We start from the raw sequence: 13,678 nt of genomic DNA on the forward strand, positions 1-13,678 counted from the left end.
GATGCGCAGCACCCCATGCAATACGTCTTTCTATCACTCTTAAATCATTTCGTCGCCGTTGCGCAGGCAGGGAACCCTCACAGGAAAGCGATATATTAAGTCGTCGATAGAAAAAGATATTGAAGAGAAACAATGGACAAACAGTGCGAAACGCCATCGTTCCTCTGTAGCGCAAAAAGGCTGGTGACCAAAAAGTCACCAGCCATCAGCCTGGAGTTACTCAGGCTGCAACCCGAAGGTTGTCTTACTTAACTTCAACTTCAGCGCCAGCTTCTTTCAGCAGTGCTTCCAGAGCAGCTGCGTCATCTTTGCTGATGCCTTCTTTGATTGGGCCAGTAGCTTCAACCAGGTCTTTAGCTTCTTTCAAGCCCAGACCAGTTGCAGTACGTACAGCTTTGATTACTGCAACTTTGTTAGCGCCAGCAGCTTTCAGAATTACGTCGAATTCAGTTTTCTCTTCAACAGCTTCAGCTGGGCCAGCAGCAACAGCTACAGCGGCAGCAGCAGAAACGCCGAATTTTTCTTCCATAGCAGAAACCAGCTCAACTACTTCCATTACGGACATAGCTGCAACTGCTTCCAGAATTTGATCTTTAGTGATAGACATATCGATTGTTCCTAAAAAACAGATAAAGTTTATACGTTAGCAAGTACGAAGGAAAAGAAGATGGCCTTAAGCCGCTTCTTTTGCATCGCGTACAGCAGCCAGAGTGCGGACCAGTTTGCCAGCAGCGGCTTCTTTCATGGTCGACATCAGACGTGCCAGTGCTTCTTCGTAAGTCGGCAGAGTTGCCAGACGGTCAATATTGGCCGCCGTGATCAGCTCACCTTCAAAGGCTGCAGCTTTGACCTCAAATTTTGCATTCGCTTTCGCGAAATCTTTGAACAGACGAGCAGCAGCGCCCGGGTGTTCCAAAGAATATGCAATCAGGGTCGGACCAACAAACGTGTCTTTCAGGCACTCGAAAGGAGTACCTTCAACGACGCGGCGCAGCAGGGTGTTGCGAACAACACGCATGTAAACGCCAGCTTCACGACCTGCTTTACGCAGTTCGGTCATTTTATCAACGGTAACGCCACGGGAATCCGCAACAACCGCTGAAAGCGCACCTTTGGCTACTTCGCTAACTTCAGCAACAATCGCTTGTTTGCCTTGAAGATTTAATGCCATTAGCTTTGCTCCTGGATTTAACCGGGAATAATTTCCCGGAACTCACTTCACTCATCAACCCGAAGGTCACGAGCGCTATTACACGGTGAGCAGAATCCAGCTAAGAAAAAATTCTTTTTGGTTCTGTCACCGTCTACGCAGGGTATTAAGCAATTTACCCGAAGATATTTCGCTCCTGCGGTCTTGGACGGAGGCCAGGATAAGGCCTGGCTCCAACCTAAGTCACTGAAGGAGTGGGCAATTAAGCTTTAACCATCAGTGACTTTGAATCTGGGTTCTGAATTGAGCATTCAATCAGAACAACGGGCGTAAGATTCTAGATGAATTTTTCGCCCGTTTCAAGCAGCAATTAGTTTGCTGCTGCGCTCAGACCAGCCTGGTCAACGGCAACGCCGGCGCCCATGGTGGTAGAGATGCTAACTTTCTTGATGTACACGCCTTTAGCCTGAGATGGTTTCGCTTTTTTCAGCGCAACCAGCAGAGATTCCAGGTTTTCTTTCAGTTTGTCAGCGTCGAAGTCCACTTTACCGATGGTAGTGTGGATGATGCCGTTTTTGTCGTTACGATAACGAACCTGACCTGCTTTAGCGTTTTTCACTGCTTCAGCAACGTTAGGGGTTACAGTACCGACTTTCGGGTTTGGCATCAGGCCACGTGGACCCAGAACCTGGCCCAACTGGCCAACAACGCGCATTGCATCTGGAGATGCAATAACAACGTCAAAGTTCATTTCGCCTTTTTTGATCTGATCAGCCAGGTCTTCCATACCTACCAGCTCAGCGCCAGCTGCTTTAGCAGCTTCAGCGTTTGCGCCTTGGGTGAAGACGGCAACACGTACTGAACGACCAGTACCGTGTGGCAGAACAGTCGCGCCGCGAACGTTCTGGTCAGATTTACGAGCATCGATGCCCAGGTTAACAGCAACGTCAACGCTTTCAACGAACTTAGCAGTAGCCAGTTCTTTCAGCAGCGCGATAGCTTCAGCGATGTCGTACTGCTTGGTCGCATCAACTTTGTCACGGATTACGCTCATGCGCTTGGTCAGCTTAGCCATTTATTAATCCTCTACTACCAGGCCCATGGAACGTGCAGTACCTTCGATAGAGCGAGTCATCGCTTCTACGTCAGAACCAGTCATGTCCGCAGCTTTGGTCTCTGCGATTTCACGTACTTGAGCACGCGTTACTTTACCGACTTTGTCTTTGTTCGGCTTACCAGAACCAGACTTGATGCCCGCTGCTTTTTTCAGCAGAACGGCAGCCGGAGGCGTTTTGGTAACGAAGGTGAAAGAACGGTCGCTGTATACAGTGATAACAACTGGAGTAGGCAGGCCTTTCTCCAGAGATTCTGTTTTGGCGTTGAACGCTTTACAGAATTCCATGATGTTAACACCCTGCTGACCCAGTGCTGGACCAACAGGTGGACTTGGGTTCGCCATACCAGCTGCAACTTGCAGCTTGACGTAGGCTTGTACTTTCTTAGCCATGATATTTCCTCAAATGGGTTATAGCGCCTGAAAACAGGCTCCCCGTGATTACGATTTACACGCTGTTACCAGCGCATAAAAACAAAAGGCGCGAAATTATAGGTAAATTTCGCGCCTTCTGCAAGAGCTAAAAAGTGAACAAACGGGTTAACCTTTCTCCACCTGAGCAAAGTCGAGTTCTACTGGTGTTGCACGACCGAAGATGGAAACAGAAACCTTTAGGCGGCTCTTTTCGTAATCCACTTCTTCCACCACACCGTTGAAGTCAGCAAATGGACCGTCGTTGACACGTACCATCTCGCCTGGTTCGAACAGCGTTTTCGGACGCGGCTTATCACCTACCTGCTGCAGGCGGTTCATAATCGCATCGACTTCTTTGTCACTAATCGGTGCAGGACGGTCAGAGGTACCACCAATGAAGCCCATTACACGCGGTACACTGCGCACTAAGTGCCAGCTGGCGTCATTCATCACCATCTGGACCAGTACGTAGCCAGGGAAGAATTTACGTTCGCTTTTGCGACGCTGGCCGCCACGGATTTCCACGACTTCTTCAGTCGGCACCATGACTTCGCCAAACAGTTCTTCCATGTTGTGCAGTTTGATATGCTCTTGCAGCGACTTCGCTACGCGGGCTTCAAAACCGGAAAACGCCTGAACGACGTACCAGCGTTTTTTTGGAGCTTCAGACATCTCAGAACCTCAGGCCAGTAATAAACGATACCAGACGGACCAGAATACCATCCAGCCCCCACAAAATCAGTGACATCACGGCAGTGACCGCGGCAACGATTAACGTGGTGTGCAATGTTTCCTGGCGAGTCGGCCAAATGACCTTACGCATTTCGGTTCTTGCTTCACGAGCAAAAGCCACGGTCGCTTTGCCTTTAATAGTCAGCAACGCAATACCGCCCGCCGCAGCGATCAGTACTACAACAGCCAGCGCGCGCAGAGGCAGCGTGACATCACGATAAATATAGTTACCCACGATTGCTACTAACAGCAATGCGATAACACCAATCCACTTTATCGCTTCCAGGCCGCGTCCGCTTCCTTGAGCTTCGGTATTCGCACTCATAAACCAACCTGCCACAATAATTCAGAAACAATTCTGCCCCGCAGAGCGAGGCATCCAAACCGAATGAGCTTTTGGGCGTAACTCGGTATCCGACGCCGTAGACCAGAGCCTGTCTCAGCAATGATTATGATCGAAAATCACTGATGAGCCAGGTTCTATGTAACAGCGTGCAAAAAGGGCATCAAATGATGCCCTTTTCATGTGCATTGCGTCAAATATTATCGCAATTAAGCGATGATTTCAGCAACAACACCCGCACCAACAGTACGGCCGCCTTCACGGATTGCGAAACGCAGACCCTGATCCATAGCGATTGGCTTGATCAGAGTAACAGTCATTTTCACGTTGTCGCCTGGCATTACCATTTCAACGCCTTCTGGCAGTTGAACGTCGCCGGTCACGTCAGTAGTACGGAAGTAGAACTGAGGACGGTAGCCTTTGAAGAACGGAGTATGACGGCCGCCTTCATCTTTAGACAGAACGTAAACTTCTGAAGTGAACTGAGTATGTGGCTTGATGGTGCCTGGCTTAGCCAGTACCTGACCACGCTCGATGTCTTCGCGCTTGATACCACGCAGCAGAACACCACAGTTCTCGCCAGCCTGACCCTGGTCCAGCAGTTTGCGGAACATTTCAACGCCAGTACAGGTTGATTTCACAGTGTCTTTCAGGCCAACAACTTCAACTTCGTCGCCCACTTTAACGATACCGCGCTCAACACGACCGGTTACAACAGTACCACGGCCTGAGATTGAGAATACGTCTTCGATTGGCAGCAGGAACGGCATGTCGATTGCACGTACTGGCTCTGGGATATAGGTATCCAGGTGACCAGCCAGCTCAATGATCTTAGCTTCCCACTCAGCGTCGCCTTCCAGCGCTTTCAGAGCAGAACCGCGGATGATTGGAGTATCATCGCCTGGGAAGTCGTATGCTGACAGCAGGTCACGAACTTCCATCTCTACCAGTTCCAGCAGCTCTTCGTCATCAACCATGTCGCACTTGTTCAGGAACACGATGATGTAAGGAACGCCAACCTGACGACCCAGCAGGATGTGCTCACGGGTCTGTGGCATTGGGCCATCAGTCGCAGCAACAACCAGGATCGCGCCGTCCATCTGCGCAGCACCGGTGATCATGTTTTTCACATAGTCGGCGTGGCCTGGGCAGTCAACGTGAGCGTAGTGACGAGTCGGGGTTTCATATTCAACGTGTGAAGTGTTGATGGTGATACCACGTGCTTTCTCTTCAGGCGCTTTATCGATCTCGTCGAATTTACTTGCCTTACCGCCGTAGGTTTTAGCCAGAACGGTGGTGATTGCAGCAGTCAGGGTGGTTTTACCGTGGTCAACGTGACCGATGGTGCCCACGTTTACGTGCAGTTTGTTACGTTGAAATTGCTCTTTAGCCATCGCTAGTCCCTCTAAGACACGGATATATCGAAGATATCGTCATATCAACCAGGCAATGCCTGACTGTTTGGTTTACAGAGAGAGAATCAGGAGAGAGATAAAGGAAGTGGTGCTGATACCCAGAGTCGAACTGGGGACCTCACCCTTACCAAGGGTGCGCTCTACCAACTGAGCCATATCAGCACATCTGGAGCGGGCAGCGGGAATCGAACCCGCATCATCAGCTTGGAAGGCTGAGGTAATAGCCATTATACGATGCCCGCATCCTGGAACTCGGCTACCTGTTCTTTCTGTAGCTTATGAATAATAAAAGAAGACCTTCTATTATTCGAGCCTGCCAGAGTTTCTGGCCGACTTTGATTGCGTTACTACGCAATCTGAATTCGAAGGTGAGAGAGATGAACTCACCCGCCAGATAAAGACTTTATCTGACGCCCAACCAAGAGGTTGAGATGGTGGTGGGAGAAGGATTCGAACCTTCGAAGTCTGAGACGGCAGATTTACAGTCTGCTCCCTTTGGCCGCTCGGGAATCCCACCTACTTGATGGTGCCGGCTACCGGAATCGAACTGGTGACCTACTGATTACAAGTCAGTTGCTCTACCAACTGAGCTAAGCCGGCATCAAGTGGAGCGCATTCTAGGAAGACCGCGCCCAGGATGCAACAAAAAAATCGTCATTTTTGTTCTATCGCTTACTATTTGTGCAAATCATCGCAAATAGCCCATTACATGCAGTTTTTTCACCCAAATGCAGTGTGTTTTTACGCCAGTGAACTACGCCCTGAGCTTTTTATCCGTGTCATTTGTTCTGCACATTTGTAGGTCATGCTGCATTCTCGTTGTGCAGTTTGGTCAATTTTTTTCTCACTTAACGCTTGATCGCAGGTTTTTTGTGCTGGCCCGCATTTTGCTTCGTTTAAAAGTCTGGGTTTGGTTGAGGAGAATGCCTTATGAATATTGTTCAACTTAATGCTGAGACGTTGCCTCGCTATCGAAAAGCGCTGGCTGCATTAATGATTGATGCCATTCAACACAATATGGCAGCAGCATTCCATTCTTCTCATGGCCAGCAAGCACATCAGGAAGCCGAACGCTATTTTCATAGCTTGCGAGACGGCATGGCACGTCATGAGTTATTACTGTGGGTTGCGCTAACAGATGATGGCGTAGCGGGTAGCGTGCAGCTCAGCATCTGTCAGCGCCCCGATGGACGGAACCGAGCGGAGGTCTTGCACTTACTGGTGCACTTAACGGCACAACTCGAAGGTATTGGCCGCGAACTGATGAACAGGCTGGAGAGTAAAGCGGAGAGTTACCAACGTAGCCTGTTGTATTTGGATGTGCTGGCGGGATCACCCATCGAGCACTTCTACCGTGCTCATGGCTATCACTATCTTGGAGAGCTGCCTGACTACGCATTGTGCGCCGATGGCCACCCTCACCCCGGTGCAATCTATTACAAGCGCTTGCGGACCAGCGCAGCAGAAACGCTCGCAACAAGCTACTGAGCGATATCAAAAATGCGGGCACGCTTACGAAAGCGTGCTCAGGTTTATCATTTTGCTTCTTTTCGAAGTCGCACTGGTGTTACCCTCCAGCCCATTGTTCTCGTTAAATTACCCCCCGTGACGTGCAACTGAGTTCTCCGCATCATTGTATGCTTGCTGCTGCAAGATGTTGATGAGCCAGAATTTGCGGTCAGATGCATGCTTATGAGTAAAAAAACGACACCACTAACCACGCCATATCTGCAGTTTGATCGTCAGCAATGGGCCGCATTACGCGATTCAGTGCCGATGACATTGGCAGAAGGCGAGATTGAACGACTGCGTGGAATCAATGAAGATCTCTCTTTAGAAGAGGTCGCAGAAATCTATCTGCCGCTATCCCGTCTACTCAACTTTTATATCAGCTCGAATTTGCGCCGCCAGGCCGTTTTAGAGCAATTCCTAGGCATGAATGGCCAAAAAATCCCTTACATCATCAGCATTGCTGGAAGTGTTGCGGTGGGTAAAAGCACCACGGCACGTGTGCTGCAAGCACTGCTGAGCCGTTGGCCCGAACATCGTAAAGTTGAGTTGATTACCACAGATGGCTTTTTGCACCCCAATGCGGTGCTTAAAGAACGCGGCCTGATGAAAAAGAAAGGGTTCCCGCAATCCTACGATATGCATCGTCTGGTGAATTTCGTGTCGGATTTGAAATCGGGTGCCAGCCAGGTCACAGCACCGGTGTATTCGCATCTTATTTACGATGTGATCCCTGATGGTGACAAAGTTGTGCAACAGCCCGATATTTTGATTCTTGAAGGGCTCAACGTACTGCAAAGTGGTATGGATTATCCTCACGATCCTCACCATGTATTTGTTTCTGACTTTGTCGACTTTTCGATTTATGTCGATGCACCTGAAGCCTTATTAGAAAACTGGTACGTTAATCGCTTCCTGAAATTTCGCGAAGGGGCATTCAGCGATCCCGACTCTTATTTCCATCACTATTCACAATTACCCGAAGAAGAAGCATTGAATATCGCCCGAGGGCTGTGGAAAGAGATCAACTGGCTGAATTTAAAAGAAAACATTCTACCTACTCGTGAGCGTGCGAGTTTGATTATGACGAAATCCGCAGACCATGCTGTTCAAAGTGTTAGGCTGAGAAAATAACAAACAGATAGCTATACCCAAAATAATTCGAGATTCAGGAAGGCGGCAAGTGCATGAATCCTCGGGAGCTTACTGAAGTAAGTGACTGAGGTGAATGCACGTAGCCAACGCACCTGTAATTTGAAGGATGAAGGGTATAAACGCCCTGTCATATCAGGGCGTTTTTTTAATAAAGAAGCTTAATAACCTGGTCGTAGCGAAATTTCGCCACCCACCCAAGATTTAATTTCTCCATCCTGCTCGAGTAATAATCCGCCCTGTTTATCAATGCCGCGTGCAATACCGTGAACCTCCCTATCGCCAATCAACAGTTTTACCGGGCGATTGATAAAGTTATCCAGCGCATCCCAACGTCCCACAAACGGCGTCAGTCCATCACGTTCAAAAACGGGTAAGGCATCACGCAGGCTATTGATTATTTTAGCCGCGAGTTCATTGCGATTAATTTTGACGCCGGCTTCCTGCAGATTTATCCAGCCCTGATTAATCTCCGTCGCACTTTCTGAACGCATCACCAGATTGACACCTGCGCCCATGACAATTTGTGCGGCATCGCCGGTTTTACCTGTGAGTTCAACCAGAATACCCGCCAGCTTGCGGTCGTTGAGATAGAGATCGTTTGGCCATTTCACGCGGACATCTGGTGCGCCCAGAGACTGAAGCACTTCAGCCATAACAATACCAATCACTAAGCTCAGCCCCATTGCCGCAGCCGGACCTTGCTCAAGTCGCCAATACATCGAAAGATATAAATTAGCGCCAAACGGTGAGAACCATTTGCGGCCTCGACGGCCTCGTCCGGCTTGCTGATATTCTGCAATACACGCGTAACCTGATACCAACTGGTCCATGCGTTCTAATAAGTATTGGTTCGTTGAATCAATGACGGGAATCACCGCCAGGTCCGGTTGCTGCAGATGTGACAGGATTTCCGCTTCATCCAATAGCTGTATAGGAGCAGGCAAGCTATAACCTTTACCCGTGACGGTGTAAACATCCAGACCCCAGCTTTTCAATGTCTGGATGTGTTTGTTAATCGCAGCACGGCTCATGCCCAGCGATTCTCCCAGATGTTCACCTGAGTGAAACTCTCCATCTGCCAGAAGCGCGACCAATTTGAGTGGCACGTTATGATCTTTCATGAAATTACCTCAACGGCATTACGTTCGCCCTGAGCACCAATAAAACGCACCTCTGGCTCCAGCCAAACATTGAATTTCTCACCAACGGAATTTCGTACATGGTGAGCGAGCCCAACAATATCTTGCGGTGTCGCCTGATCTTCATTGATCAATACCAGTGCCTGCTGGCGATGGACAGCGGCACCACCGACGCTGAAGCCTTTCAGGTTACATTGATCGATCAACCAGCCTGCGGCCAATTTGACCTCACCATTCGCCTGCGGGTAATGCGGCATATCTTGCCACTCTCGCATCAGTGCGGAGGCCTGTTCATGGGAGATCAGAGGGTTTTTGAAGAAGCTGCCCACATTGCCCGTTATCTTGGGATCCGGTAATTTGCTTTTTCGCATATGGCACACCGCATGGAACACATCCCATGCGCACACTGTGGCAGGGTTAAGTTTGGCTAAATCGCCATAGCTTAAGACAGGTTTCCACTGCTTTGCTAAACAAAGCCCAATGGCAACAATCACGTAATCATCCTTCAATGCATGCTTGAAGATACTGTCACGATAGCCGAATAAGCATTCTTCACGATAAAGGCGTCTGATTTTTTGCGTGGGCAAGTGCAGCGCATCTACATAGTGGCAAATGTCTTTGAATTCGACGCCATAGGCGCCAATATTCTGTATAGGTGCTGAACCGGCCATCCCAGGGATGAGCGCCAGGTTTTCCAGGCCAGTGATGCCTTTCTTTAAAGTATGCTCGACCAGCTCATGCCAGTTTTCGCCTGCGCCCACATGCAAATGCCATGTTTCATCTTTCTCTTCAAGAGAGATGCCTTTAATGGCGTTGACGATCACTCCGCCATTAAAGTTCTCAAGAAATAGCACGTTGCTTCCTTCACCTAACACGATGAAAGGTTGATGCCGCTGCTGAGTCGCTTGCCAGGCATCAATAATGGCTTCGGGCGTGTCAGCGATATACAGGGCTTGAGTACTGATCTCTAGACCCAATGTGTTGAAAGCTTTTAAAGAAGTGCGGGGGCTGGACATTTCACGGCCTTTACTGATTAATCTGGCCGTAGTTTACCCGATCAGTTAGCCGCAAGTGGGATGTTTTCGTGGCTTTTAGGGGGAATTCATCGATCTGCAGACGTAAAAAAGCCCTGAACTTTCGTTCAGGGCTTCTTCACTTGTTTGATGCCTGGCAGTTCCCTACTCTCGCATGGGGAGACCCCACACTACCATCGGCGCTACGGCGTTTCACTTCTGAGTTCGGCATGGGGTCAGGTGGGACCACCGCGCTAAAGCCGCCAGGCAAATCTTGGTGTTCTGTCCTGTGTCTTTTACGCTGATGCGGCGTTGGCTGCGTTCGCGCTGCTCAGTCACATACTCATGTATGCTCCTTCACATCGTCTCGCTTGCCGCCTTGCTTCAGCGCAAAATCCTTCGGACTCATGTCCGCAGAACAAAACTAAATCTAAAATCCGGTGAATCAAGCTGAAAATCTACTTTGCGTCTCTTCAAAAACGCCTCTGGCGTTGTAAGGTTAAGCCTCACGGGTCATTAGTACCGGTTAGCTCAATGCATCGCTGCACTTACACATCCGGCCTATCAACGTCGTCGTCTTCAACGTCCCTTCAGGGGCATCAAGTGCCCAGGGAGAACTCATCTTGGGGCAAGTTTCGTGCTTAGATGCTTTCAGCACTTATCTTTTCCGCACTTAGCTACCGGGCAATGCCATTGGCATGACAACCCGAACACCAGTGGTGCGTTCACTCCGGTCCTCTCGTACTAGGAGCAACCCCCCTCAATTCTCCAGCGCCCACGGCAGATAGGGACCGAACTGTCTCACGACGTTCTAAACCCAGCTCGCGTACCACTTTAAACGGCGAACAGCCGTACCCTTGGGACCTACTTCAGCCCCAGGATGTGATGAGCCGACATCGAGGTGCCAAACACCGCCGTCGATATGAACTCTTGGGCGGTATCAGCCTGTTATCCCCGGAGTACCTTTTATCCGTTGAGCGATGGCCCTTCCATTCAGAACCACCGGATCACTATGACCTGCTTTCGCACCTGCTCGAGCCGTCACTCTCGCAGTCAAGCTGGCTTATGCCATTGCACTAACCTCCTGATGTCCGACCAGGATTAGCCAACCTTCGTGCTCCTCCGTTACTCTTTGGGAGGAGACCGCCCCAGTCAAACTACCCACCAGACACTGTCCGCAACCCGGATTACGGGTCTACGTTAGAACATCAAACATTAAAGGGTGGTATTTCAAGGATGGCTCCACGCAGACTGGCGTCCACGCTTCAAAGCCTCCCACCTATCCTACACATCAAGGCTCAATGTTCAGTGTCAAGCTATAGTAAAGGTTCACGGGGTCTTTCCGTCTTGCCGCGGGTACACTGCATCTTCACAGCGATTTCAATTTCACTGAGTCTCGGGTGGAGACAGCCTGGCCATCATTACGCCATTCGTGCAGGTCGGAACTTACCCGACAAGGAATTTCGCTACCTTAGGACCGTTATAGTTACGGCCGCCGTTTACCGGGGCTTCGATCAAGAGCTTCTCCTTGCGGATAACCCCATCAATTAACCTTCCGGCACCGGGCAGGCGTCACACCGTATACGTCCACTTTCGTGTTTGCACAGTGCTGTGTTTTTAATAAACAGTTGCAGCCAGCTGGTATCTTCGACTGCCTTCAGCTCCGTCCGCGAGGGACTTCACCTACCGACAGCGTGCCTTCTCCCGAAGTTACGGCACCATTTTGCCTAGTTCCTTCACCCGAGTTCTCTCAAGCGCCTTGGTATTCTCTACCTGACCACCTGTGTCGGTTTGGGGTACGATTTCGTGTTACCTGGAGCTTAGAGGCTTTTCCTGGAAGCAGGGCATCAGTTACTTCATCACCGTAGTGACTCGTCATCACACCTCAGCGTTAAAAGAGTTCCGGATTTACCTAAAACTCCCGCCTACATGCTTAAACCGGGACAACCGTCGCCCGGATAACCTAGCCTTCTCCGTCCCCCCTTCGCAGTAACACCAAGTGCAGGAATATTAACCTGCTTCCCATCGACTACGCTTTTCAGCCTCGCCTTAGGGGTCGACTCACCCTGCTCCGATTAACGTTGAACAGGAACCCTTGGTCTTCCGGCGAGCGGGCTTTTCACCCGCTTTATCGTTACTTATGTCAGCATTCGCACTTCTGATACCTCCAGCAACCCTCACGGGCCACCTTCAACGGCTTACAGAACGCTCCCCTACCCAACAACGCCTAAGCGTCGCTGCCGCAGCTTCGGTGCATGGTTTAGCCCCGTTACATCTTCCGCGCAGGCCGACTCGACCAGTGAGCTATTACGCTTTCTTTAAATGATGGCTGCTTCTAAGCCAACATCCTGGCTGTCTGTGCCTTCCCACATCGTTTCCCACTTAACCATGACTTTGGGACCTTAGCTGGCGGTCTGGGTTGTTTCCCTCTTCACGACGGACGTTAGCACCCGCCGTGTGTCTCCCGTGATAACATTCTTCGGTATTCGCAGTTTGCATCGGGTTGGTAAGCCGGGATGGCCCCCTAGCCGAAACAGTGCTCTACCCCCGAAGATGAGTTCACGAGGCGCTACCTAAATAGCTTTCGGGGAGAACCAGCTATCTCCCGGTTTGATTGGCCTTTCACCCCCAGCCACAAGTCATCCGCTAATTTTTCAACATTAGTCGGTTCGGTCCTCCAGTTAGTGTTACCCAACCTTCAACCTGCCCATGGCTAGATCACCGGGTTTCGGGTCTATACCCTGCAACTTAACGCCCAGTTAAGACTCGGTTTCCCTGCGGCTCCCCTATACGGTTAACCTTGCTACAGAATATAAGTCGCTGACCCATTATACAAAAGGTACGCAGTCACCTAACAAGTAGGCTCCCACTGCTTGTACGTACACGGTTTCAGGTTCTGTTTCACTCCCCTCGCCGGGGTTCTTTTCGCCTTTCCCTCACGGTACTGGTTCACTATCGGTCAGTCAGGAGTATTTAGCCTTGGAGGATGGTCCCCCCATATTCAGACAGGATACCACGTGTCCCGCCCTACTCTTCGAACTCACAGAAGGTGTGCTTTTGTGTACGGGAGTATCACCCTGTACCCTGCGACTTTCCAGACGCTTCCACTAACACACCAGCTGATTCAGGTTCTGGGCTGTTCCCCGTTCGCTCGCCGCTACTGGGGGAATCTCGGTTGATTTCTTTTCCTCTGGGTACTTAGATGTTTCAGTTCCCCAGGTTCGCCTCGTAACACTATGTATTCATGTTACGATGATGCACAGAGTGCACCGGGTTTCCCCATTCGGACATCGTCGGCTGTAGCGGTTCATATCACCTTACCGACGCTTTACGCAGATTAGCACGTCCTTCATCGCCTCTGACTGCCAGGGCATCCACCGTGTACGCTTAGTCGCTTAACCTCACAACCCACAGGCGTTTTTCAACGCATGCAAGCTGCAAGCATTTGAGAGACTCGAACATGTCATCATTCATTTCTTATTACGGAGAAATGAACCGACACGTCGTTTCAATTTTCAGCTTGTTCCGGATTGTTAAAGAGCAATATCTCAAACTCGACGTTACCGTCAGTTTTGAGATATTTCGTGGAGACACCTTTCACCTGTCACCAAGCAAGTGGCGTCCCCTAGGGGATTCGAACCCCTGTTGCCGCCGTGAAAGGGCGGAGTCCTAACCGCTAGACGAAGGGGACACA

At 50.2% G+C, this 13,678-nt stretch carries 11 protein-coding genes, 5 tRNA genes and 2 rRNA genes; 2 read left to right on the forward strand and 16 right to left on the reverse strand.

Translation table 11 applies throughout. The annotated features are described in order from the left end of the window. Positions 1-244: 244 nt before the first annotated feature. The 11 genes from rplL to LK04_RS17830 all read right to left on the reverse strand — a co-directional run bounded on the left by rplL (position 245) and on the right by LK04_RS17830 (position 5,768). The gene (gene rplL, locus LK04_RS17780; RefSeq protein ID WP_039336819.1) at positions 245-607 is read right to left on the reverse strand and encodes a 50S ribosomal protein L7/L12; all 363 of its coding nucleotides are present in this window, start codon (positions 605-607) and stop codon (positions 245-247) included. Between the two features lie 66 nt (positions 608-673). Beyond that, positions 674-1,171 (reverse strand): 50S ribosomal protein L10, encoded by a 498-nt coding sequence (gene rplJ / locus LK04_RS17785; RefSeq protein WP_007886294.1) that lies wholly within the window; start codon positions 1,169-1,171, stop codon positions 674-676. Positions 1,172-1,520: 349 nt separating this feature from the next. Then, the gene (gene rplA / locus LK04_RS17790) at positions 1,521-2,225 is read right to left on the reverse strand and encodes a 50S ribosomal protein L1 (RefSeq protein WP_034828901.1); all 705 of its coding nucleotides are present in this window, start codon (positions 2,223-2,225) and stop codon (positions 1,521-1,523) included. A 3-nt stretch (positions 2,226-2,228) separates the two neighbouring features. Beyond that, positions 2,229-2,657 (reverse strand): 50S ribosomal protein L11, encoded by a 429-nt coding sequence (rplK, locus tag LK04_RS17795; RefSeq protein WP_008108393.1) that lies wholly within the window; start codon positions 2,655-2,657, stop codon positions 2,229-2,231. Between the two features lie 147 nt (positions 2,658-2,804). Beyond that, positions 2,805-3,350 (reverse strand): transcription termination/antitermination protein NusG, encoded by a 546-nt coding sequence (gene nusG / locus LK04_RS17800; RefSeq protein ID WP_010616908.1) that lies wholly within the window; start codon positions 3,348-3,350, stop codon positions 2,805-2,807. 1 nt (position 3,351) lies between these two features. Next, positions 3,352-3,735 (reverse strand): preprotein translocase subunit SecE, encoded by a 384-nt coding sequence (gene secE / locus LK04_RS17805; RefSeq protein WP_039336825.1) that lies wholly within the window; start codon positions 3,733-3,735, stop codon positions 3,352-3,354. Between the two features lie 227 nt (positions 3,736-3,962). Then, the gene (gene tuf / locus LK04_RS17810) at positions 3,963-5,147 is read right to left on the reverse strand and encodes an elongation factor Tu (RefSeq protein ID WP_059109759.1); all 1,185 of its coding nucleotides are present in this window, start codon (positions 5,145-5,147) and stop codon (positions 3,963-3,965) included. 107 nt (positions 5,148-5,254) lie between these two features. Next, a tRNA-Thr gene (locus tag LK04_RS17815) sits at positions 5,255-5,330 on the reverse strand. A 5-nt stretch (positions 5,331-5,335) separates the two neighbouring features. Beyond that, a tRNA-Gly gene (locus tag LK04_RS17820) sits at positions 5,336-5,410 on the reverse strand. Positions 5,411-5,600: 190 nt separating this feature from the next. Next, positions 5,601-5,685: transfer RNA gene (locus LK04_RS17825), tRNA-Tyr, on the reverse strand. Positions 5,686-5,692: 7 nt separating this feature from the next. Further along, positions 5,693-5,768, reverse strand: a tRNA-Thr gene (locus LK04_RS17830). A 330-nt stretch (positions 5,769-6,098) separates the two neighbouring features. Here LK04_RS17830 and LK04_RS17835 point away from each other — a divergent pair. After that, the gene (locus LK04_RS17835) at positions 6,099-6,656 is read left to right on the forward strand and encodes a GNAT family N-acetyltransferase (protein ID WP_039335877.1); all 558 of its coding nucleotides are present in this window, start codon (positions 6,099-6,101) and stop codon (positions 6,654-6,656) included. Between the two features lie 204 nt (positions 6,657-6,860). Then, positions 6,861-7,811: a type I pantothenate kinase gene (gene coaA / locus LK04_RS17840; RefSeq protein ID WP_039335880.1), complete on the forward strand. Its 951-nt coding sequence runs from the start codon at positions 6,861-6,863 to the stop codon at positions 7,809-7,811. Between the two features lie 179 nt (positions 7,812-7,990). Here the strand turns inward: coaA and birA are convergent, their stop codons facing one another. The 5 genes from birA to LK04_RS17865 form a co-directional block, all read right to left on the reverse strand. Further along, positions 7,991-8,953, reverse strand: coding sequence for a bifunctional biotin--[acetyl-CoA-carboxylase] ligase/biotin operon repressor BirA (gene birA / locus LK04_RS17845; protein ID WP_039336561.1), 963 nt, complete (start codon positions 8,951-8,953; stop codon positions 7,991-7,993). Further along, positions 8,950-9,987: a UDP-N-acetylmuramate dehydrogenase gene (murB, locus tag LK04_RS17850; protein ID WP_039336563.1), complete on the reverse strand. Its 1,038-nt coding sequence runs from the start codon at positions 9,985-9,987 to the stop codon at positions 8,950-8,952. The genes birA and murB overlap by 4 nt, the downstream gene beginning before the upstream one ends. Positions 9,988-10,136: 149 nt before the next feature. After that, positions 10,137-10,252, reverse strand: a 5S ribosomal RNA gene (gene rrf / locus LK04_RS17855). Between the two features lie 227 nt (positions 10,253-10,479). Then, positions 10,480-13,385, reverse strand: a 23S ribosomal RNA gene (locus LK04_RS17860). Between the two features lie 215 nt (positions 13,386-13,600). Then, positions 13,601-13,675 (reverse strand) — tRNA-Glu (locus tag LK04_RS17865). Positions 13,676-13,678: the final 3 nt, after the last annotated feature.

Source organism: Pantoea vagans, from assembly GCF_001506165.1.
Taxonomy (GTDB): Bacteria; Pseudomonadota; Gammaproteobacteria; order Enterobacterales; family Enterobacteriaceae; genus Pantoea; species Pantoea vagans_C.

Coding starts and splice junctions, on each gene's coding strand:
- rplL (WP_039336819.1), bottom strand. CDS start 607: ATGTCTATCACTAAAGATCAAATTCTGGAAGCAGTTGCAGCTATGTCC.
- rplJ (WP_007886294.1), bottom strand. CDS start 1,171: ATGGCATTAAATCTTCAAGGCAAACAAGCGATTGTTGCTGAAGTTAGC.
- rplA (WP_034828901.1), bottom strand. CDS start 2,225: ATGGCTAAGCTGACCAAGCGCATGAGCGTAATCCGTGACAAAGTTGAT.
- rplK (WP_008108393.1), bottom strand. CDS start 2,657: ATGGCTAAGAAAGTACAAGCCTACGTCAAGCTGCAAGTTGCAGCTGGT.
- nusG (WP_010616908.1), bottom strand. CDS start 3,350: ATGTCTGAAGCTCCAAAAAAACGCTGGTACGTCGTTCAGGCGTTTTCC.
- secE (WP_039336825.1), bottom strand. CDS start 3,735: ATGAGTGCGAATACCGAAGCTCAAGGAAGCGGACGCGGCCTGGAAGCG.
- tuf (WP_059109759.1), bottom strand. CDS start 5,147: ATGGCTAAAGAGCAATTTCAACGTAACAAACTGCACGTAAACGTGGGC.
- LK04_RS17835 (WP_039335877.1), top strand. CDS start 6,099: ATGAATATTGTTCAACTTAATGCTGAGACGTTGCCTCGCTATCGAAAA.
- coaA (WP_039335880.1), top strand. CDS start 6,861: ATGAGTAAAAAAACGACACCACTAACCACGCCATATCTGCAGTTTGAT.
- birA (WP_039336561.1), bottom strand. CDS start 8,953: ATGAAAGATCATAACGTGCCACTCAAATTGGTCGCGCTTCTGGCAGAT.
- murB (WP_039336563.1), bottom strand. CDS start 9,987: ATGTCCAGCCCCCGCACTTCTTTAAAAGCTTTCAACACATTGGGTCTA.